General features: G+C 67.6%; 3 protein-coding genes. All 3 read right to left on the bottom strand.

Annotated features, from left to right (window positions below):
• Positions 1-14 precede the first annotated feature (14 nt).
• From ACVILH_RS12865 to ACVILH_RS12855, 3 genes are read right to left on the bottom strand one after another with little or no spacing between them, the layout of a single operon-like run.
• Positions 15-7025, bottom strand: a complete 7011-nt coding sequence (locus ACVILH_RS12865; protein ID WP_456713213.1) for an amino acid adenylation domain-containing protein — start codon at positions 7023-7025, stop codon at positions 15-17.
• On the bottom strand, positions 7006-12402 hold the full coding sequence (locus ACVILH_RS12860; RefSeq protein ID WP_456713212.1) for an amino acid adenylation domain-containing protein: 5397 nt from the start codon (positions 12400-12402) through the stop codon (positions 7006-7008). Before ACVILH_RS12860 ends, ACVILH_RS12865 begins: the two co-directional genes overlap by 20 nt.
• The gene (locus ACVILH_RS12855) at positions 12402-24659 is read right to left on the bottom strand and encodes an amino acid adenylation domain-containing protein (protein ID WP_456713211.1); all 12258 of its coding nucleotides are present in this window, start codon (positions 24657-24659) and stop codon (positions 12402-12404) included. Before ACVILH_RS12855 ends, ACVILH_RS12860 begins: the two co-directional genes overlap by 1 nt.

Raw genomic sequence — 24659 nt, 5'->3', positions numbered from 1 at the left:
GTCCGGCTCCGGTTTCAGAGGCTCAGGCTGTGCTGCAGGAGCGGGAAATCGGACAGCGTGAAGCCGCCCTCGCTCGTCTCGCAGTGCTCGATCATTCGGCGGAGCTCGGCGACGAACCTGTGCGCCAAGGCCTCGATGGTGGAGACGTCGTGACATGCGGAGCTGTAGGCCCATTGCATCTGCAAGCACCCATTGCTGATCAGGGCGGAGACGTCGATCAGATGCGCGCGGTGGTTGGAGGCATGCTGGTCGCGGCCGACGTCCTCGGATGCAAAGCCGAAGCGCTGTCCGCCGGCGGCGCCGTCGAGCTGGCCGAGATAATTGAAGCTCACTTCCACATCAGGTGCCGGCATATCCACGCCGCCGAGATAGCGCAGCACGCCATAGCCGACGCCGCGCTGTGGCACTGCGCGTAGCTGCTCCTTCACCCGCTTCAGAGCCGTGCCGGGATCGCTCGTCCCGTCGACATCCAGCAGCAACGGGAACAGACTGGTGAACCAGCCGACCGTCCGCGACACGTCGACATCGCCGAACAGTTCTTCCCGGCCGTGGCCTTCCAGCCCGACCAGCAGGCGCGGCGCGCCGGTCAGGGCTGCGAACGCCTGCACCAGCGCCGTCAGCAGCACGTCGTTGATCTGGGTGTGGTAGACCTCCGGCACCTCCTGCAGCAGCGCCTGCGTCTCCGCTGCATCGAGTGCGGCCTTCACCAGTTGCACCTCGCCCGCGGTGTTCGCGCCGCCAGCATGATCGCGTGGCAGCCGTGGTGCGGTGTGCCAGGGTTGGCTCTGCCAGTAGCTCAGCTCATTGCGTGCCGCGTCCGACCGCGCATGCGCCGCCAGCCGCTCCGCCCAGTGCCGGAACGATGTCGTCTTCGGCGGCAGCCGAACCGGCTCGCCGCGCTGCAAGGCCGACAGCGCCGTGCCAAGATCCTCCAGCAAGATCCGCCAGGACACGCCATCCACCACCAGATGATGCGCGATCAGCAGCAGGCGTTGACGGCCTTCACCGAGATCGAACAACGCCGCCCGCAGCAACGGGCCATGTGCCAGGTCCAGGCTCGCCTGCAGCCGCTCCGCATGCTGGCGCAACGCCGGGGCCTGCACGGCCTCATCGAGGCTCGAGAGATCGACAGCTTCGAACGATGTCGCGGAGCGGAGCGCCGCTTCATTGGCGTCATGCATCTGCTGCCAGCCGTGCTCGCTGCGCACGAAGCGCAGCCGCAGCGCATCGTGCTGGCGCAGCAACGCGTCCAGCGCCGACATCACCAGCTCCGGCGTCAGCGCGCTGACGGCGAGCAGCACCGTCTGATTGAAGTGATCCGGCACCGCCAGGTCCTGGGCGAAGAACCAATGCTGGATCGGCGTCAGCGGCACCACGCCGGACACCAGCCCCTGCTCCGCCACCGTCGTCGTGGCTTCGCCGGCGACCGCCGCGAGTGCCGCGATGGTCTGCTGCTCGAACACCTGCCGCGCCGTCAGCGACAAGCCCGCCTGCCGCGCCCGCGCCACCACCTGGATCGACTGGATCGAGTCACCGCCGAGCGCAAAGAAGTTGTCGGTGACGCTGACCTGCTCGCGCTTGAGCACGTCGCGCCAGATTGCGGCGAGCGTCGTCTCGGTGGCGGTGCGCGGCGCGACCATCGTCTCGACAGCACCCTGCCATTCCGGCGCCGGCAGAGCGTTGCGGTCGAGCTTGCCGTTCGGCGTCAGCGGCAGCGCTGCCAGCGGCACGATCGCCGAGGGCACCATGTAGTCGGGCAACGTCCGTTGCAGTTGCTGGCGCAGCGTGTCGCTGTTGATGGACGCATCCGGCTGCGCCACGACATAGCCCACCAGCCGCTTGGCTCCGCTGTCCTCGCGCAGCACCACCGCCGCCTGCGCGACGCCGGTCTGCGAGAGCAGCGCGGCCTCGATCTCGCCGAGCTCGATCCGGAAGCCGCGCAGCTTCACCTGGTGATCGAGACGGCCGAGATAATCCAGCACGCCATCGGCGCGCCAGCGCGCGAGGTCACCCGTGCGATACAGCCGCTCGCCCCTCGCAAATGGGCTCGGCACGAACCGCTCCGCCGTGAGTCCTGGGCGATGCAGATAGCCCCGCGCCAGACCGACGCCGCCGATGTAGAGCTCGCCGGCTACGCCAATTGGCACCGGCTCGAGCTGCGCATCCAGCACATACAGCTGGATGTTGCTGATCGGCTGCCCGATCGGCACCTGGCTTGCGCCCGGCTCGAACCGGCATGGCCAGAAGCTGACGTCGACGGCTGCCTCCGTCGGGCCGTACAGATTGTGCAGCCGGCACGACAATGCGCTCAGGAACCGGTTCTGCGTCTCCACCGGCAGCGCCTCGCCGCTGCACATGACGTCGCGCAGGCTGCCGCAGCGATCGAGATCGGCAGCCTCCAAAAATGCCTGCAGCATCGACGGCACGAAGTGCATCACCGTCACGCCATGCTGCTCGATCAGCTCGGACAGATAGGCCGGATCCTGATGTCCACCGGGACGGGCGATCACCAGCTCGGCGCCTTCAGTGAGCGGCCAGAAGAACTCCCATACCGAGACGTCGAAGCCGAACGGCGTCTTCTGCATTACCCGATCGTCAGGCGTCAGCCGGTAGGCGTCCTGCATCCAGGCAATGCGGTTGACGATGCCGCGGTGGCTGTTCATCACGCCCTTCGGCCGGCCCGTCGAGCCCGACGTGTAGATCACATAGGCCAGATTGTCCGGATCGCAGGACGTAGCCGGCGCGGTCTCGACCTGGTTTGCGATCTCCGCAGCATCTGCCACGAAGCGCACCACGACCGCGTCATTTGCCGGCAGCCGCTCGACAAGCGCATCCTGCGCCAGCAGCACATTGGCCCCGGCGTCCTCCAGCATCATCGCCAGCCGCTCCGGCGGCAGGCTCGGATCGAGCGGCAGGTAGGCGCCGCCGGCCTTGAGGATGCCGAGCAGCCCGATCACCATCTCCAACGAGCGCTCGGCGCAGAGGCCGACGACCACGTCGGGGCCAACGCCGAGCGTCTGCAGATGATGCGCCAGCTGGTTGGCACGCCGCTCCAGCGCGGCGTAGGTCAGGGTCTCATCCTCGAAGCGCAGCGCCACGGCGTCCGGCGTCCGCCTGGCCTGCGCGGCGATCTGCTCATGCAGCAGTCCTTGCGGGTAGCTCACCTCGGTGGCGTTGAAGCCGCGCACCACCTCATCGCGTTCCTCGCCGCTCAGCAGCGGGATCGCAGAGATGGGCCGCGCAGGATCGGCGACGATCTCGCCGAGCAGACGAACCAGATGCGTCACCAGCCGCCCGGCGGCCTCAGCGGCGAACCGCGTCGTGTCCGCGATCAGGCGGAACGACAACGCAGATCCAACAGTGACTTGCAGCGTCAGCGGATAATTGGTCCGCTCCAGCGGCTGCACCTCGCTGATCCGCAGCTGCTGCTGGCCGCTGACCGCCGTCATCTCCACCGGATAGTTCTCGAACGCCACGATGCTCTCGAACAGCGCCGTGCCGTCACTGACCTCGCTCCAGCGCTGCACATCGGCCAGCGACGTCGACTGATGGTCCGTCAGCTCGCTCTGCCGGTCCTGGATCTCGGCCAGCCACTCCAGCACGGTCGCCTGCCCCGGCAGCTCGACCCGCAGCGGCAGCGTGTTGATGAACAGCCCGACGGTGCGCTCGACCCCGGCAAGATCCGCCGGACGGCCCGAGACGGTGACGCCGAACACGACGTCCTCGGAGCGGCCGTAACGCCCGAGCAGCAGCGCCCAGGCGCCCTGCACCAAGGTGTTGACGGTCAGCCGGTGCTGCCGGGCAAAGCGGTCGAGATCGGCGAGCGCGAGCTCGCCGTGCAGCTCGGCATGACGCTCGGCCGCGTCGGCCTGCGACGTCGCTGCCGGACGGGCGAGCCCGAACGAGGACGGCGTATCAAACCCGGCGAGCCGCCGGCGCCAATAGGCTTCCGCTCTGACCACGTCCTGGCGCTGCAGCCAGCCGATATAGTCCTTGAACGGCCGCACCTCGGACAGCACCGGCGTCTCGCGCCGGCTCAACGCCTGATAGGCCGCAAATACCTCGTCGAGCAGCAGCGGCAGCGACCAGCCGTCCAGCACGATGTGATGCACGTTCCACAACAGCCGGTGATCATCGTCACCGATCCGGACCAGGCATAGCCGCATCAAGGGCGGTTGTGCGAAGTCGAAGCTCCGGCTGCGCTCGGTGCGCTGCAGCTCGGCGAAGCGCGCGGCCTGCTCAGTTGATGACAGGTGCCGCCAGTCCTCGTGGACGAACGGCAGCTCAACCTGGCGCAGCACCAGTTGCTGCGGCCTGTCGAGCTCATGGCCGACGAAGGCGGTGCGCAGCACGGCATGCCGCGCCACGACCAGCTGCCACGCTCGTTCGAACGCGGCCGCGTCGAGCGTCCCGTGCAGCCGGCACGCCAGCGAGATCACATAGACAGCAGCATCCGGCTCATACAGGCTGTGGAACAGCAGCCCCCGCTGCAACGGTGACAGCGGATAGAGGTCGGCAACCGCCCTCGCTCCGCCGGCCGAGGCAACGACGCGGTCGAGCGTGGCCTGGTCGAGCTGCGCCAGCGGCACGTCCGACGGCGTCAGCCCGCCCGCGCTAGTCCGGCAATGCGCGATCAGCTCGCGCAGTGCCGCGACGTGGCGCTGAGCTATCCGCTTGATCGTGGCGGGCTCGAACAGCGCGCCGCCATAGAACCAGCGCAGCTCCAGGCCGGCCTTGCCGACATGGGCGGAGACGTCGATCAGATGTGCGCGGCGGTTGGAGGCATGCTGGTCGCGGCCGACATCCTCGGGTGCGAAGCCGAAGCGCTGTCCGCCGGCGGCGCCGTCGAGCTGGCCGAGATAGTTGAAGCTCACTTCCACGTCAGGTGCCGGTATATCGACGCCCACGAGGTAGCGCAGCACGCCGTAGCCGACGCCGCGCTGCGGCACGGCGCGCAGTTGCTCCTTCACTCGCTTCAGCGCGGCACCGGGATCGCTCGTCCCGTCGACATCCAGCAGCACCGGGAACAGGCTGGTGAACCAGCCCACCGTGCGCGACACATCGACATCGCCGAACAGCTCCTCGCGGCCATGGCCTTCCAGCCCGACCAGCAGGCGGGGCTCGTCGGTCAAACCAGCAAACGCCTGCACCAGCGCCGTCAACAGCACGTCGTTGATTTGGGTGTGGTAGACCTCCGGCACCTCCTGCAGCAGCGCCTGCGTCTCCGCCGCATCGAGTGCGACCTTGACCAGTTGCACCTCGCCCGCGGTGTTTGCACCATCGGCATGATCGCGCGGCAGCCGAGGGGCCGATTCCCACCGCTTACTCTGCCAGTAGCTGAGTTCTCGCTGTGCGGCGTCCGATCCTGCATGCGCCGCCAGCCGCTCCGCCCAGTGCCGGAACGATGTCGTCTTCGGCGGCAGCCGTATAGGCTCGCCACGCTGCAAGGCCGATAGCCCCGCGCCAAGATCCTCCAACAGGATCCGCCAGGACACGCCGTCCACCACCAGATGATGCGCGATCAGCAGCAGGCGTTGACGGCCCTCGCCGAGATCGAACAACGCCACACGCAGCAAAGGGCCATGTGCCAGGTCCAGGCTTGCCTGCAGCCGCTCCGCATGCCGGCGCAACGCCGGGGCCTGCACGGCCTCATCGAGGCCCGAGAGGTCGACAGCTTCGAACGATGTCGCTGAGCGGAGCGCCGCTTCGCTGGCGTCATGCATCTGCTGCCAGCCATTGTCTCCACGCGCAAACCGCAGCCGCAGCGCATCGTGCTGGCGCAGCAGCGCGTCCAGCGCCGACATCACCAGCTCCGGCGTCAGCGCGCTGACGGCGAGCAGCACTGCCTGGTTGAAGTGATCCGGCACCGCCAGATCCTGGGCGAAGAACCAATGCTGGATCGGCGTCAGCGGCACCGCGCCTGACACCAGCCCCTGCTCGGCCACCGTGGTCGTGGTCTCGCCGGCCACCGCCGCGAGCGCGGCGATGGTCTGCTGCTCGAACACCTGCCGCGCCGTCAGCGACAAGCCCGCCTGCCGGGCACGCGCCACCACCTGGATCGACTGGATCGAGTCACCGCCGAGGGCAAAGAAGTTGTCGGTGACACCGACCTGCTCGCGCTTGAGCACGTCGCGCCAGATTGCGGCGAGCGCCGCCTCGGTGGCGTTGCGCGGGGCGACCATTGTCTCGGCCGCGCCCTGCCATTCCGGCGCCGGCAGCGCGTTGCGGTCGAGCTTGCCGTTCGGCGTCAGCGGCAGCGATGCGAGCGGCACGATCGCCGAGGGCACCATGTAGTCGGGCAACGTCCGTTGCAGTTGCTGGCGCAGTGTGTCGATATTGATGGCAGCGTCCGGCTGCGCCACCACATAGCCCACCAGCCGCTTGGCTCCGCCGTCCTCGCGCAGCATCACCGCCGCCTGCGCAATGCCTTTTTGCGCCAGCAGCGCCGCCTCGATCTCGCCGAGCTCGATCCGGAAGCCGCGCAGCTTCACTTGGTGATCGAGACGGCCGAGATAATCCAGCACGCCATCGGCGCGCCAGCGTGCAAGGTCGCCGGTGCGATACAGCCGCTCACCCCTCGCAAATGGGCTCGGCACGAACCGTTCCGCTGTCAGCGAGGGCCGATGCAGATAGCCGCGCGCGAGACCAGCGCCACCGATGTACAGCTCGCCGGCAACTCCAATTGGCACTGGCGCAAGCTGCGCATCGAGCACGTAAGTGCGGGTGTTCGGCTGCGCCCGCCCGATCGGCGGACGCCGGTCGTCACCGCACCGATGCACCGTCGTGCAGACGCTCGATTCAGTCGGGCCATAGGCGTTGAACACGCTGCGGCCCGCGAGCCACGGCCGCAGCAGCTCCGCCGTGCAGGCCTCGCCGCCCGCGATCAGGATCTTCAAATCCGGCAAAGGCGTCACTGGCAACGCGGCCAAAGCCGCCGGCGGCAACAACACCGCCGTCACCCGCTGCCGTTCGAGCAGCTCGCGCAGCGGCTTGCCCGGCATCAGATCATGCTGATCTGCCAGCACCAAGGGCTGCGCCGACGCGCCAGCTCATCACCAGGTCCCACACCGCCGCATCGAAGCTGATCGAAGCGAACTGCAGGATGCGATCGCTGGCCGTGAGCGGCAGCCGATCGAGCTGTGCGTCCGCCAGGTTCATGATGCCGCGATGCGACGTCATCACGCCCTTCGGCCGCCCGGTCGAGCCGGAGGTATAGATGACGTAGGCGAGATGATCGGGATCGCAGGACGTGAGCGGCGCCGTCTCGGGATGTTGGGCAATGGCCGCAGCATCGGCATCGAGCTGCACCAGAACCGCGTCCGTCGTCGGCAGTCGCTCGCGTACCGCAGCCTGCGTCACCAGCACGGCGACCCTGGCATCGTCAAGCATATAGGCCAGCCGCTCCGCCGGATAACGCGGGTCGAGCGGCAGATAGGCCCCGCCGGCCTTGAGGATGCCGAGCACGCCGATGACCATGTCGAGCGAGCGTTCCACGCACAGTCCGACGATCACGTCAGGGCCGACGCCGAGGCGCTGCAGATGATGCGCCAGCTGATTGGCCCGCCGTTCCAGCGCGCCGTAGCTGAGCTCCTCACCCTCCATCACGACAGCGAGCGCGGCCGGATCGCGCGCCGCCTGCGCGGCGAACAGCTGATGCAGGCAGCGGTCCTGCTCATAAGCGGCGCTACTGCCGCTCCACGATTCCAGTTGCCGTCGCTCTTCGGCGCTCAGCAGGTTCAGCTCCGACAGACGCGCCTCCGGGCGTGCCGCGATGTCCTGGAGCAGTCGCACGAAGTGATCCGCGAGCCGCGCGATCGTCGCGGCATCGAACAGATCCGTGGCGTATTCCAGCGCGCACTCAATTCCGTCCGCTGTCTCGCGGACGAAGAGCGTCAGATCGAACTTCGTCGTCGGATGCTCGTCCGCGGCCACCGTGGAGACCGTCAAGCCCGCGATATCCAGCCCGTCGAACGGAATGTTCTCGAACGACAGGCAGGCCTGGAACAGCGGTTGCCGCGACAAATCCCGCTCCGGCTGCAGCGCCTCGACCAGCTTCTCGAACGGCAGATCCTGATGCGCATAGGCATCCAGCGCCGTCGCCTTGACACCGGCCAGGTAGTCGCGAAAGGCCGGATCACCCGCGAGGTCGCAACGCATCACCAGCATGTTGACGAACATGCCGATCAGGTCTTCCAGCTCGGGTCGCGAACGTCCGTTGACAGGCGAGCCGATCAGAATGTCGGGTTGATCGCTGTAGCGGGACAGCAGCGTCGAGAACGCGGCCAGGACAACCATATAAAGGCTCGCGCTCTCCCGACGCGCCAGGTCCCGCAGCTGATCCGACAGCCCGGCCGGCACCGCGAAGCGCGACGTCGCACCGGCAAAGGATTGCACAGCCGGACGTGGACGGTCCGTCGGCAAGGCCAGCGTCGTCGTTGCGCCGGCGAGGCGCCGACGCCAATGATCGAGCTGATGCTCACCGACATCGCCATCGAGCCACTGCCGTTGCCAGATGGCGTAGTCGGCATATTGGACGGGGGGCGGCGCGAGCGGCGATTGCGGTGCCCCAAACTGGCCGCCATAGAGATGTCCGAGCTCGCGGAACAGTACGCCGACTGACCAGCCATCGGCGATGATGTGGTGAAGATTGATCAGCAGCAGATGCTCTTCGTCCCCCACACGGACGATCGTCGTGCGCATCAGCGGACCGGCCTGCAGGTCGAACGCCGTGTTCGCATGGTCGCTGATCAGGCGCTGGATATCACTGTCCAGATCGCCGCCATGACGACCCCGGAGATCGAGGACCTCACACCGAAGCGCGTCCCCTGGCGCAATGATCTGCACACCGTGGCCATCGACGACGCCGAACCGCGTTCGCAGGATTTCGTGACGGCGCACGATCTCGCGCAGGCTCGCGATCAGCGCCTCGATATCGAGTCTGCCCTGCAGCCGAAGCGCGCCGGCCATGTTGTAGGCAGCGCCGACCAGCCCGACCTGATCGAGAAACCACAATGGCTCCTGCGCATAGGACAATGGAATCGCGGACGGTCGCGGCCGTGCGATCACCGGCGGCGCGACGATGTCCGCCTCGTCGCGCTGCGCCTGCTCTACAGCAGCGGCGAGCATCCTGATCGAGGGCTGCTCGAACACGCGCCGCAGCGGCAGGCTCACGTTGAACGCGACGTTCACGCGTCCGAGCAGCCGCGACGCCACCAGCGAGTGACCGCCGGAGCCGAAGAAGTCATCGTCGATGCCCGGCATGGTCACGCCGAGGACGTCGGACCAGATCTCTGCCAACATCTGCTGGGTCACGGTGGCCGGCGCCGCCTGCCTGCGGCTTGGCGTCTCCTCGGGATCGGGCAGCCTCGCGCGGTCGACCTTGCCGTTCGACGTCAACGGCAGGCTGTCCAGGATGACAAGCTGCGCCGGGACCATGTAGTCGGGCAGTGACTGCTTCAGCTGCTGCCGAAGCGTGTCGGGCGACGGCGTCGCGTCCGGTGCGGCCACGACGTAGGCGATGAGCTGCGCACCGCTCCTGCCCTCGCGGACGAGCACAACGGCCTGCCCGACCTCAGGCGACTGGCGCAGCACGGCTTCGATCTCCTGCAACTCGATGCGGAAGCCGCGGATCTTGACCTGCCCGTCGCGCCGGCTGAGATATTCGATATTGCCGTCGGCCAATCGCCTGACAATGTCGCCGGTTGCATAGAGACGGCTGCCGGGGCGGGCGAATGGATCGGGAATGAATTTGTCCGCGGTCAGCGCGGGCCGTCGGCAATAGCCGTGCGCGAGGCCATCGCCGCCGACATAGAGCTCGCCGGGAACATTGATGGGCACCGGCTGCAACCGGTCGTCGAGCACGTGACAGCTGCCATTCGCGAGCGGTCCGCCGATCGGAACGGTGCGCGCGTCGGGCGCGACATGATCGACCTCCATCCAGGTGCTGAACGTGGTTGCCTCGGTCGGACCATAGACGTGCAGCAGGCGTTGCGGCGCGCCATTGGCGAGCACGCTGGCGACCGCCTGCGGATCGCATGCCTCGCCGCCGAACAGAGCCACGCGTAGCGGCGCGAACATCTCCGGGACATCCTGCGCCAACCGGTTGAACAGCGCGGTGGTGGCGAAGAAGCAGGTAATGCCGTGGTTGCGCACCGACGCAGCCAGGCGATCCGAGTCCAGGGCGGTGTCGCGGTCGATGATCACCAGCGCGGCGCCGTTCAGGAGCGCGGCCCACAGCTCGAACGTCGCCGCGTCGAAGGACGGGCTCGCGAGATGAGTGATGCGGTCATCCGCAGAGAGCTCGATATAGTCCGTTCCCAGCACAAGGCGCGAGACGCCGCGATGAGGCACGGCGATGCCCTTGGGCACGCCGGTCGAGCCGGACGTGAACATGATATAGGCGACGGTCTCACCACCCGCCGATCGGCTCTGAAATGTCTCGACCGGCTCGACCTCATCGGCATGTAGCAACGGCAAGCCCGCCGGCGCCGCGCCACCGCGGCCTATCACGACGGCCGCCACGTCGGCATCCCCCGCCATGAAGGCGAGCCGCTCCTCCGGATAGCCGGGATCGAGCGGCACGTAGCAGGCGCCGGCCTTGATGATTCCCAGCATGCCGGCGATCAGCCCCGCCGACCGCTCACCCGAGAGCCCGACGCTCGCGCCGGGCGTGACGCCTCGCAACGCCAAGGCCGCTGCAATGCCGTTGCTCCAGCGATCGAGCTCGGCGTAGCTGACGCTGCGCGCGTCGTCGACGACGGCGACGGCCTGCGGGCGGCGCGCGGCTTGAGCCGCGAACAATTGGTCGAGCGATGCATCTCGCGGGAACGGCCGCGCCGTCCGGTTCATGCCGAAGATGATCTCGAGCCGCTCGGCATCCCGCATCAACGGAAGATCAGCCAGCCGCGCATGCGGATCCGCAGCGATCGCGTCCAGCAGATGCTGAAAATGAGCTGCGAAGCGCGCGATCGTATCGGGATCGAACAGCTCGGCGGCATACTCGATCGAGGCCGTGAGTCCGGCCGTCTTCTCATAGACATGCAGCGTAAGATCGAACTTCGTCTCGAGCGACCGCGCGGGCATCGACGTGAGCCGCAGGCCGGGAAGCACGAGCTCCTCGAACGGCTCCTGCTGAAGCGCGAACATCACCTGGACCAGCGGATGCCTGACGAGATCGCGATTCGGCTGAAGCGCCTCGACCAGGCGCTCGAACGGCAGGTCCTGATGCGCATGGGCATCGAGCACCGTCTCCTTCACCTGCGCCAGCAGATCGACGAAGAGCTGGTTTCCGGAGCAATCGGCCCGGAGAACGAGAATGTTGGCGAAGAAGCCGATCAGGTCGTGCAGCTCATGCCGCCGGCGGCCCGCGACCGGAGATCCCACCACCACATCGCTCTGGCCGCTATAGCGCGACAATAGCAGCTGGAACGCGGCGAGCAGGACCATGAACAGCGTGGCGGACTCGCCGCGGGCGAGCGCCCGCAGCCGCGAGGTGGTTTTCTCCGACAGGCTGAACGCATAGGTCTCGCCGGTCGAGGCCGTGGCCGCGGAACGCGACCGGCTGATCGGAAGCTCGAGCTGCGGTGGTGCGCCGGACAGGCGCTGGGTCCAATATTGCAGCTGACGTTCAAGAGCCTCGCCCGCCAGCCAACCGCGCTGCCACAGCGCATAGTCGGCATATTGCATGGGCAATGGATTGAGCGCAGCCGGCTCGCCGGAGCAGAACGCGCGATAGAGGGCGGTGATCTCGCCGATCAGCACCTCGATCGACCACGCGTCGGAGACGATGTGGTGCATGGCGAGCAGCAGAATGTGCTCGCGGGATGCGAGTCGAAGCAGCCGGATGCGCAAGGGAGAGCCCGCCTGGAGATCGAACGGCTGTGTGGCATGGACGATAGATTCTCGGTCGACCTCGGCCGCCTGCTCATCCTCGTCGAGAGCCGACAGATCGATCAGCTCCAGCCGGCATGACGAATTTGACTCAACGATCTGCCGGGGTTGTCCTGCGACATTGTCAAAGCGCGTCCGCAGGACTTCATGCCGGTCGACGATGGCTTCGAAGGTCTTCCGCAACGGCTCCTCATTGAGGTCGCCGTCCATTCGGATCGCCACGGCCACATGATAGGAGGAGGTGGCGAGGCCGAGTTGTTCGAGAAACCAGAGACGCTCCTGGGCAAAGGACAGCGGCAGGTCTCCGCTGCGCCTGACTTCGATCGGCGGCAGCGCGTCGCCCGCCGCGCTTGCCTCCCGCAGAAATGTCGCGATTTCCAGCTGCCGGGCGCGCAGCTCGTCGAGCCGCTCACGCGTCATGACGCCCTTCGGCGCGCGATAACGCACACGTCCGTTCTCGGACCAGATCTGAACACCGTCCTGGCGCAGCGAGGAGAGCAGCTTCTCGATCATCAGATGACTCCTTCCTCGAGCTCCGCATCCTCGCGAGATGACGGCTGCGGCACGTTGGCCCAGCCGAGCACGTCGAGGCGCTCGGCGAGCGCCGCGAGCGTCTGCGCCTCGAACATTGCCTTGAGAGGAACGTTCAGCTTCAACTCCTTCTGCGTGCGGGCAATCGCGCGGGTCGCCGACAGCGAGTCGCCACCGAGCGCGAAGAAGTTGTCGGTGACGCCGACCTGCTCGCGCTTGAGCACGTCGCGCCAGATTGCCGCGAGCGTCGCCTCGGTGGCGGTGCGCGGCGCGACCATCGTCTCGGCCGAGCCCTGCCACTCCGGCGCCGGCAGCGCGTTGCGGTCGAGCTTGCCGTTCGGCGTCAGCGGCAGCGCGGCGAGCGGCACGATCGCCGAGGGAACCATGTAGTCGGGCAAGGTCCTTTGCAGTTGCTGGCGCAGTGTGTCGATATTGATGGCAGCGTCCGGCTGCGCCACCACATAGCCCACCAGCCGCTTGGCTCCGCCGTCCTCGCGCAGCACCACCGCCGCCTGCGCGACACCGGTCTGCGCCAGCAGCGCCGCCTCAATCTCCCCGAGCTCGATCCGGAAGCCGCGCAGCTTCACCTGGTGATCGAGACGGCCGAGATAATCCAGCACGCCATCGGCGCGCCAGCGCGCGAGGTCACCCGTGCGATACAGCCGCTCGCCCCTCGCAAATGGGCTCGGCACGAACCGCTCCGCCGTGAGTCCTGGGCGATGCAGATAGCCCCGCGCCAGACCGACGCCGCCGATGTAGAGCTCGCCGGCTACGCCAATTGGCACCGGCTCGAGCTGCGCATCCAGCACATACAGCTGGATGTTGCTGATCGGCTGCCCGATCGGCACCTGGCTTGCGCCCGGCTCGAACCGGCATGGCCAGAAGCTGACGTCGACGGCTGCCTCCGTCGGGCCGTACAGATTGTGCAGCCGGCACGACAATGCGCTCAGGAACCGGTTCTGCGTCTCCACCGGCAGCGCCTCGCCGCTGCACATGACGTCGCGCAGGCTGCCGCAGCGATCGAGATCGGCAGCCTCCAAAAATGCCTGCAGCATCGACGGCACGAAGTGCATCACCGTCACGCCATGCTGCTCGATCAGCTCGGACAGATAGGCCGGATCCTGATGTCCACCGGGACGGGCGATCACCAGCTCGGCGCCTTCAGTGAGCGGCCAGAAGAACTCCCATACCGAGACGTCGAAGCCGAACGGCGTCTTCTGCATTACCCGATCGTCAGGCGTCAGCCGGTAGGCGTCCTGCATCCAGGCAATGCGGTTGACGATGCCGCGGTGGCTGTTCATCACGCCCTTCGGCCGGCCCGTCGAGCCCGACGTGTAGATCACATAGGCCAGATTGTCCGGATCGCAGGACGTAGCCGGCGCGGTCTCGACCTGGTTTGCGATCTCCGCAGCATCTGCCACGAAGCGCACCACGACCGCGTCATTTGCCGGCAGCCGCTCGACAAGCGCATCCTGCGCCAGCAGCACATTGGCCCCGGCGTCCTCCAGCATCATCGCCAGCCGCTCCGGCGGCAGGCTCGGATCGAGCGGCAGGTAGGCGCCGCCGGCCTTGAGGATGCCGAGCAGCCCGATCACCATCTCCAACGAGCGCTCGGCGCAGAGGCCGACGACCACGTCGGGGCCAACGCCGAGCGTCTGCAGATGATGCGCCAGCTGGTTGGCACGCCGCTCCAGCGCGGCGTAGGTCAGGGTCTCATCCTCGAAGCGCAGCGCCACGGCGTCCGGCGTCCGCCTGGCCTGCGCGGCGATCTGCTCATGCAGCAGTCCTTGCGGGTAGCTCACCTCGGTGGCGTTGAAGCCGCGCACCACCTCATCGCGTTCCTCGCCGCTCAGCAGCGGGATCGCAGAGATGGGCCGCGCAGGATCGGCGACGATCTCGCCGAGCAGACGAACCAGATGCGTCACCAGCCGCCCGGCGGCCTCAGCGGCGAACCGCGTCGTGTCCGCGATCAGGCGGAACGACAACGCAGATCCAACAGTGACTTGCAGCGTCAGCGGATAATTGGTCCGCTCCAGCGGCTGCACCTCGCTGATCCGCAGCTGCTGCTGGCCGCTGACCGCCGTCATCTCCACCGGATAGTTCTCGAACGCCACGATGCTCTCGAACAGCGCCGTGCCGTCACTGACCTCGCTCCAGCGCTGCACATCGGCCAGCGACGTCGACTGATGGTCCGTCAGCTCGCTCTGCCGGTCCTGGATCTCGGCCAGCCACTCCAGCACGGTCGCCTGCCCCGGCAGCTCGACCCGCAGCGGCAGCGTGTTGATGAACAGCCCGACGGTGCGCTCGACCCCGGCAAGATCCGCCGGACGGCCCGAGACGGTGACGCCGAACACGACGTCCTCGGAGCGGCCGTAACGCCCGAGCAGCAGCGCCCAGGCGCCCTGCACCAAGGTGTTGACGGTCAGCCGGTGCTGCCGGGCAAAGCGGTCGAGATCGGCGAGCGCGAGCTCGCCGTGCAGCTCGGCATGACGCTCGGCCGCGTCGGCCTGCGACGTCGCTGCCGGACGGGCGAGCCCGAACGAGGACGGCGTATCAAACCCGGCGAGCCGCCGGCGCCAATAGGCTTCCGCTCTGACCACGTCCTGGCGCTGCAGCCAGCCGATATAGTCCTTGAACGGCCGCACCTCGGACAGCACCGGCGTCTCGCGCCGGCTCAACGCCTGATAGGCCGCAAATACCTCGTCGAGCAGCAGCGGCAGCGACCAGCCGTCCAGCACGATGTGATGCACGTTCCACAACAGCCGGTGATCATCGTCACCGATCCGGACCAGGCATAGCCGCATCAAGGGCGGTTGTGCGAAGTCGAAGCTCCGGCTGCGCTCGGTGCGCTGCAGCTCGGCGAAGCGCGCGGCCTGCTCAGTTGATGACAGGTGCCGCCAGTCCTCGTGGACGAACGGCAGCTCAACCTGGCGCAGCACCAGTTGCTGCGGCCTGTCGAGCTCATGGCCGACGAAGGCGGTGCGCAGCACGGCATGCCGCGCCACGACCAGCTGCCACGCTCGTTCGAACGCGGCCGCGTCGAGCGTCCCGTGCAGCCGGCACGCCAGCGAGATCACATAGACAGCAGCATCCGGCTCATACAGGCTGTGGAACAGCAGCCCCCGCTGCAACGGTGACAGCGGATAGAGGTCGGCAACCGCCCTCGCTCCGCCGGCCGAGGCAACGACGCGGTCGAGCGTGGCCTGGTCGAGCTGCGCCAGCGGCACGTCCGACGGCGTCAGCCCGCCCGCGCTAGTCCGGCAATGCGCGATCAGCTCGCGCAGTGCCGCGACGTGGCGCTGAGCTATCCGCTTGATCGTGGCGGGCTCGAACAGCGCGCCGCCATAGAACCAGCGCAGCTCCAGGCCGGCCTTGCCGACATGGGCGGAGACGTCGATCAGATGTGCGCGGCGGTTGGAGGCATGCTGGTCGCGGCCGACATCCTCGGGTGCGAAGCCGAAGCGCTGTCCGCCGGCGGCGCCGTCGAGCTGGCCGAGATAGTTGAAGCTCACTTCCACGTCAGGTGCCGGTATATCGACGCCCACGAGGTAGCGCAGCACGCCGTAGCCGACGCCGCGCTGCGGCACGGCGCGCAGTTGCTCCTTCACTCGCTTCAGCGCGGCACCGGGATCGCTCGTCCCGTCGACATCCAGCAGCACCGGGAACAGGCTGGTGAACCAGCCCACCGTGCGCGACACATCGACATCGCCGAACAGCTCCTCGCGGCCATGGCCTTCCAGCCCGACCAGCAGGCGGGGCTCGTCGGTCAAACCAGCAAACGCCTGCACCAGCGCCGTCAACAGCACGTCGTTGATTTGGGTGTGGTAGACCTCCGGCACCTCCTGCAGCAGCGCCTGCGTCTCCGCCGCATCGAGTGCGACCTTGACCAGTTGCACCTCGCCCGCGGTGTTTGCACCATCGGCATGATCGCGCGGCAGCCGAGGGGCCGATTCCCACCGCTTACTCTGCCAGTAGCTGAGTTCTCGCTGTGCGGCGTCCGATCCTGCATGCGCCGCCAGCCGCTCCGCCCAGTGCCGGAACGATGTCGTCTTCGGCGGCAGCCGTATAGGCTCGCCACGCTGCAAGGCCGATAGCCCCGCGCCAAGATCCTCCAACAGGATCCGCCAGGACACGCCGTCCACCACCAGATGATGCGCGATCAGCAGCAGGCGTTGACGGCCCTCGCCGAGATCGAACAACGCCACACGCAGCAAAGGGCCATGTGCCAGGTCCAGGCTTGCCTGCAGCCGCTCCGCATGCCGGCGCAACGCCGGGGCCTGCACGGCCTCATCGAGGCCCGAGAGGTCGACAGCTTCGAACGATGTCGCTGAGCGGAGCGCCGCTTCGCTGGCGTCATGCATCTGCTGCCAGCCATTGTCTCCACGCGCAAACCGCAGCCGCAGCGCATCGTGCTGGCGCAGCAGCGCGTCCAGCGCCGACATCACCAGCTCCGGCGTCAGCGCGCTGACGGCGAGCAGCACTGCCTGGTTGAAGTGATCCGGCACCGCCAGATCCTGGGCGAAGAACCAATGCTGGATCGGCGTCAGCGGCACCGCGCCTGACACCAGCCCCTGCTCGGCCACCGTGGTCGTGGTCTCGCCGGCCACCGCCGCGAGCGCGGCGATGGTCTGCTGCTCGAACACCTGCCGCGCCGTCAGCGACAAGCCCGCCTGCCGGGCACGCGCCACCACCTGGATCGACTGGATCGAGTCACCGCCGAGGGCAAAGAAGTTGTCGGTGACACCGACCTGCTCGCGCTTGAGCACGTCGCGCCAGATTGCGGCGAGCGCCGCCTCGGTGGCGTTGCGCGGGGCGACCATTGTCTCGGCCGCGCCCTGCCATTCCGGCGCCGGCAGCGCGTTGCGGTCGAGCTTGCCGTTCGGCGTCAGCGGCAGCGATGCGAGCGGCACGATCGCCGAGGGCACCATGTAGTCCGGAAGACTCCGCTGCAACTGCTGGCGCAGTGTATCGCTGTTGATGGCAGCGTCGGGCTGCGCCACGACATAGCCCACCAGCCGCTTGGCTCCGCCGTCCTCGCGCAGCACCACCGCCGCCTGCGCGACGCCGGCTTGCGAGAGCAGTGCCGCCTCGATCTCGCCGAGCTCGATCCGGAAGCCGCGCAGCTTCACCTGATGGTCGAGCCGCCCGAGATAATCCAACACGCCGTCGGCGCGCCAGCGTGCGAGGTCGCCGGTGCGATATAGCCGCTCACCCCTCGCAAACGGGCTTGGCACAAACCTCTCCGCCGTGAGTCCTGGCCGATGCAGGTAGCCCCGCGCAAGACCGACGCCGCCGATGTAGAGTTCGCCGGCAACACCGACGGGCACCGGCTCAAGCTGCGCATCCAGCACGTAGAGCTGGATGTTGCTGATCGGCTGCCCGATCGGTACCTGGCTCGTACCATCCTCGATCCGGCACGGCCAGAAGCTGACATCGACCGCCGCCTCCGTCGGGCCGTACAGATTGTGCAACCGGCTCGGCAAGGCCTGGAGGAACCGGTTCTGCGTCTCCACAGGCAGCGCCTCGCCGCTGCACATGACGTCACGCAGGCTGCCGCAGCGATAGAGCTCCGCCGACTCGAGGAAGGCCTGCAGCATCGACGGCACGAAGTGCATCACCGTCACGCCGCGATGCTCGATCAGCTCGGACAGATAGGCCGGATCCTGATGACCCCCGGGACGGGCGATCACCAGCTCCGCACCTTCCGTCAGTGGCCAGAAGAACTCCCATACGGAGACGTCGAAGCCGAACGGCGTCTTCTGCAGCACGACATCATTGGGCGTCAGCCGGTAGGCGTCCTGCATCCAGGCGATGCGGTTGACGATGCCGCGGTGGCTGTTCATCACCCCCTTCGGCCGCCCCGTTGAGCCCGACGTGTAGATCACGTAGGCTAGATTGTCCGGATCGCAGGACGTGGTCGGCGCGGTCTCGGCCTGCTTTGCGATCGCCGCCGCATCCGCATTGAACCGCACCACGACGGCGTCATTTGCTGGCAGCCGCTCGACAAGGGCATCCTGCGCCAGCAGCACCTTGGCCCCGGCATCCTCCAGCATCATCGTCAGCCGCTCCGACGGCAGGCTCGGGTCGAGCGGCAGATAGGCGCCGCCGGCCTTGAGGATGCCGAGCAGCCCGACCACCATCTCCAGCGAGCGCTCGGCGCAGAGGCCGACGACGACGTCGGGACCGACGCCCAGGCGCTGCAGATGATGCGCCAGCTGGTTGGCCCGCCGCTCCAGCGCGGCGTAGCTGAGCGTCTGGTCATCGAAGCGCAGCGCCACCGCCTCCGGCGTCCGCCTGGCTTGCGCGGCGATCTGCTCGTGCAGCAGCCCCTGCGGATAGCTCACCGAGGTCGCGTTGAAGGCGTGGACCACCTGGTGGCGCTCGTCGTCGCCCAGCAGCGGGATCGCTGACAATGGCCGCGCGGGATCGGCGACGATCTCACCGAGCAGGCGCACCAATTGCCTAACCAACTTCGCGATCGACGCCTGCTCGAAGCGGGCGGGATCATACATCAGCTTGAGCGACGGCGAGGCGCCCATCGCGACCTGAAGCGCCAGCGGGTAGTTGATGCGGTTGACGGCACGGATCATGTCCAGGCGAATCGTGTGGTCCTGCGCTTGCGCCTGCAGCTCGGCCGGGTAGTTCTCGAACACCACGATGCTGTCGAACAACGGCGTGCCGCCGGGCACGTCGCTCCAGCGCTGCACATCGGCCAGCGCGCTATATTGATAGTCGGTCAGCTCGCCCTGCCGCGCCTGGATGTCGCCGAGCCAGTCCAACACCGTCGCGGACCCCGACAGGCCGACGCGCAGCGGCAGCGTGTTGATGAACAGTCCAACCGCATTCTCTACGTCCGGCAGCGTTTCCGGGCGTCCCGACACGGTGACGCCGAACACCACGTCGTCGCTGCCGCTGTAACGTCCGAGCAGCAAGGCCCAGGCGCCCTGCACCAGCGTGTTGACGGTCAGCCGGTGCTGTCGCGCAAAGCTTTCCAGGGCATGAGCGCCGATGCGCAGCACCTCATCATATTCAGCGTGCCGCATTCCGTCCGCGACAGGGCGCGACGGACGTTCGAGAGGGAGCTGGGTCGGTGCCTCGAACCCCAGCAGACGACGGCGCCAGAACGCCTCCGCAGCCGTAACGTCCTGGCGCTGCAGCCATGCCACGTAATTGCGAAACGGATGCGCCGGCGCAAGACGCGGCATGTCACCGCGGCTGAGCGCGCCATAGCAGGCGAATAGCTCGTTGAGCAGGGTCGTGATCGACCAGCCATCCAGCAGAATGTGGTGGCAGGACCACAACAGGCGGTAATCCTGCTCGGCAAACCTGACGAGCACGAGCCGCATCAGCGGCGGCCGCGCGAAATCGAAACCGCGTGTGCAGTCGACCTCCTCGAGCTCGGCAAGCCGGCTGCTCTTGTCGACCTCTGAAAGGCTGCGCCAATCCTCCAGCGAGAATGCCGGCCTGGCGCTGGCCATCACGACTTGCAAGGGCGTCTCCAGGTGATCGCCGATGAATGCCGAGCGCAGCACGGCATGACGCTCGACGACGCTGTCCCAGGCGCGGCGGAACGCATCGACATCGAGCTCTCCGGAGAGACGGCAGCCGAGCGTGGTGACGTAGGCCCGCGATGCCGGCTCATACAGGCTGTGAAACAGCATGCCCTGCTGCGTCGCCGTCAGCGGATAAACATCCTCGATGTCAGCGGGATCGGCGATCGCGCCGCGCACCTGCGCCAGATCCACAGGCGACACGCCGGCGAAGCGGCGCTCCGATGCTGGATGGCTCTCCTGCGCATACGCCGGATCGATCTCATGCCCCGCCGCCGCGGCCAGTGCTGCGATCGTCTGATGCTCGAAGATCTGACGCGAGGTCAGCTTCAAGCCGACCCGGTTGGCTCGCGCCACGACCTGGATCGACTGGATCGAGTCGCCGCCGAGCTCGAAGAAAATGTCGGTCACGCCGACCTGATCGAGCTTCAGGATGTCGCACCAGATCGAGGCCAGCTTGCGCTCGTTCTCGCTCCGGGGCGCAACGATCTGTCCGAGCTCCGGCCGGCCTTCAGGCGCCGGCAATGCCGCACGGTCGACCTTGCCGCCGGGCGTCAGCGGCAAGGCATCGATCGGCACGATCGCGGCCGGCACCATGTAGTCCGGCAATCTCTGCTGCAGCGCCTGGCGAAGCTGTTGAACGTAGGCGTGCAGCAGCGGCGCCGCGCCGGGATCGTTGCCGTGGATGCGGCCGGATATTTGCGCCGGATGCGGCAAGCGCACCGGGCGGTCGGCGTGCTCGCGATCGATGAAGACGACGTCGTAGCTGCCATCGGTCGAGCCGGACGTCCAGCTGACCCGCACCTCATAGCCGAGCCGCTGGCCCAGCGCCCAATACGCTTCCGGATCCTCGCCGATGGCCTCGCGCTCATCGATGCTGCGCGCCAGATCGGCGAGACGCGCCGCAGGCTCGCACTCCCCGAGCGACTGCAGACGAGCCAGATCGAGCGCCAGCCGCCCATTCGGCACGTGCAGCACGGCCAGACTGGCCGGCCGCTCCTCAGTGAGAATGCCGGATAGCTGAGCAAACGCGCTCTCCGACCAGTCGATCATGCGCTCCGGCGCCTCCGGCACGCTGCCGCCGACATGAAGCACCACGTCGTAGCGGTACCGGCTGAGCTCGTTATGCGCCTCGGCCCGCTTGAGCAAAATCTCCACATGGGTGATCCGCGGCAGGCGGCTCTGCAACGCCAGGAAGAAGCTCGGATCGACCGCGAGCTCCGTCTCGCGCTTGGCGGCTGCGACTGCACGGGCCCTGACATCATCGGCACGCGCGGCCGGATTGGCGCGCTCGATCTCGATGGCCGTGCGGAACATCAGCAACAGGCCGAAATGGCGGACGTCGCCGACGAAGATGCGGCCGCCATCGGCGACGGCATCCAACGTGCCGGAAATCACCTGAGCCAGATAGTCGGTGTCCGGAAAATACTGCACCACCGAATTGATGATGACGGTGTCGACCGATGCCGGCGCGAGGTCGGACATCGCGATGGCTTCGCGCTGGGCCAGCTCGACATGCGCCAGCTCCGGTTTGCTCTTCGCCCATCGCCGCAAGCCGTCGATGGCCGCCGCCGAGATATCCGTGCCGCGATAGACGCTGCTGAGCGGCGCGAGATGTTCTAACAGCAAGCCGACACCACAGCCGATCTCGAGAATCCGCTGCGGGCCGAATCCGGCGATGCGCTGCACGGTGGCCATCTGCCATTCGCGCATCTCCGCTTCCGGGATCGGCTCGCCGGTGTAGCTGTTGTTCCAGCCGACGAAGCTCGGCGCCTGCGCCTCGCCTGCGCCGCCATAGGTCTCGTCGAACAGCGCCTGCCAGCCGGCGACGCCGTCTGCATCGTCCTTCGTTCCAGACGTGCGACGTTCCTGCTTCAGCCGATCCAGGTCGGCTGCGACATAGGCGACGATCCGCTTGTGCCCGGGCCGGTCCTCGCGCGCCAGCGCGATTGCCTGGCTGACCTTGGGATCTGCGAGCAGTGCGGCTTCGATCTCGCCGAGCTCGATCCGGAAGCCGCGGACCTTCACCTGCTGATCGAGACGTCCGAGAAACTCCAACGTCCCGTCCGATCGCCAGCGCACGAGGTCGCCGGTGCGATAGAGGCGGTCGCCGCGCCCGAACGGGTTCGGGATGAAGCGCTCGGCGGTCAGGCCCGGGCGAGACAGGTAGCCGCGCGCCAATCCGGCACCGCCGATGTGTAGCTCGCCCGGCACGCCGATCGGCACGGGCTGAAGATGCTGATCGAGAACGTAGACACTGGTGTTGGCGAGCGGGCGTCCGATGGCGGGCGCGCGCTTGTCCGCCGTGCAGGGATAGACCGTGGTGCAGACGCTCGCCTCGGTCGGGCCGTAGGCGTTGAGCACGATTCGCGGGCCGGTCCACGGCGCGACGAGCTCTGCCGCACAGGCTTCACCGCCGACGAGCAGCGTCCTCAGGTCGGGCAAGGCGCCGGCATCGAGCGTGCCGAGCGCCGACGGCGGCAGCAGGACGGCGCCAATTCGCTCCCGCCGCAGCAGATCCTGCAGCGGCTCGCCAGGCATCGTGTCGTGACGATCCGCGAGCACGAGAGCGGCGCCGCTGCGCCAGCTCATCAGGAGCTCCCACACCGCCGCATCGAAGCTGAACGAGGCGAACTGCAGCACCCGGCTCTGCGGCGCAATCTGCAGCGGCGCGACCTGCGCCTCGGCGAGGTTGGTCGCGCCGCGATGCGGGACCATCACCGCCTTGGGCCGTCCGGTCGAGCCGGACGTGTAGATCACGTAAGCGAGATTGTCCGGATCGATCGCTACGGCTGGTGCCGTCGTGCCAAGGCGCGCGACGTCGGCGCTCACAATGTCGAGACAGAGCATCCTGGTGCCGACGGCGAGCCGATCGGCCAGCGCGCTGTGGGTCAGCACGATGCGCGCAGCGGAGTCTGAGATCATGTAGGCGAGCCGCTCGGCCGGATAGTTCGGATCGAGCGGCAGATAGGCGCCGCCGGCCTTGAGAATGCCGAGAATGCCGATCACCATCTCGAACGATCGCTCGACGCAGATGCCGACGATCGCATCGCGACCGACACCGAGGGTGGTGAGATGATGCGCGAGCTGATTGGCGCGGCGATCCAGCTCGGCATAGGTCAGGTGATCGCTGCCCTTTACCAGCGCCGGAGCATCCGGCGTGCGAGCCGCCTGCGCGGCGAACAGCTCATGCAATGTCCGATAAGACACCGGCAACGCCGGCCCGGCGCTCCACTGCCTGACGACACGCTCGCGCTCGTCATTCGACAGCAGCTGCAGTCGAGACAGCCGCGCATCGGGATCGGCGATCACGCCACGCAGCAGCTCGACGAAATGCGACACCAGCCGCTCGGCGGTCGCGGCCTCGAACAAATCGGTCGCATAGAGCAGGCAGCCGGTCAGCCGGCCGTCGACCTCGGTCATCGACATTTCGATGTCGAAGCGCACGGAGACCGCGCCTTCGTCGAAGCGCTCCACCTCGAGACCGGGCAGCGTCATCTGCTCGACCGAGACGTCCTGCAGAACGAACACGGTCTGGAAGATCGGCTGCCGGCTCAGATCGCGCGTCGGCTGCAGCGCGTCGACGAGCTTCTCGAACGGCAGGTCCTGGTGCTGATAGGCGCCGAGCGCCGACGATTTGACCCTTTGCACCAGCTCGCGAAACGACGGATCGCCGCCGAGATCAGTGCGCAGCGCGAGCATGTTGACGAAGAAGCCGATCAACTGCTCGGCCTCCGCGCGCCCGCGTCCTGCAATCGGGGAGCCGACGATGACGTCGTCCTGCCCCGTCCAGCGCGACAGCAGCGCCTTGAACGCGGCCAGCAGCACCATGAAGAGCGAGGCGCCCTCGCGGCGGCTCAGGGCGGCGAGCGCCGCCGACATGTCAGGATCGAGCGCGAAGCGATGCGCCGCACCGCGGAAGCTCTGCGCTGCCGGGCGCACGTGGTCGGACGGCAGCTCCAGGCCGGCCGGCGCATGGGCGAGGCGCTTCTCCCAATAAGCGAGCTGCGGCCGCTGCACCTCATCCTCGACCCAACGGCGGTGCCAGCTCGCATAGTCGGCGTACTGGATCGGCAGCTCCGCAAGTGGTGATGGGCGCTGCTCCGCATAGGCTCCGTACAGCGCAGCCAGCTCGCGAAACAGCAGGCCGACCGACCAGCCGTCGGAGATGATGTGATGCATCGAGAGCGCCAGGATGTGCTCGTGCGGCGCCACTCTCAGCAGCGCGCATCGAAACAGCCGATCGCGGTCGATCTCGAACGGCGCCTCCATCACCCCGCGCGCCCACGCTTGCGGCGATGTCCCGGCGCTCTCCGCGGCCACGAGCTCGACCGGCCAGGGCGGATCGATCTGCTGCGCAGGCCCGCCGTCGCGCAGGCAGAAGCGGGTGCGCAGGCTTTCGTGGCGACGGACGATCTCGGTCAGCGCCGCCGACAGCGCTGCGACGTCGAGCTCGCCGTTGAGGCGCGTGGCGAGACCGATCTGATAGGCCGGTCCCAGGCGGCCGAGCCGATCGAAGAACCACAGCCGCTCCTGCGCGAAGGACAGCGGCAGATCACCGCCGCGCGGCACGCTCGGTATCCGCGCCGCCTGCTGCTCGAACAGGTCGCGGACCCTGCGCCGTAGCAGGGCGCGGCGGCTGTCTCGCATCGCCGTCGTCGACGGTGCCTGGCTCTCGAACTTCTGCAT

The sequence above is a fragment of the Bradyrhizobium sp. USDA 4353 genome, from assembly GCF_054063215.1.
This window is presented reverse-complemented; position numbering and strand designations above follow the sequence as displayed.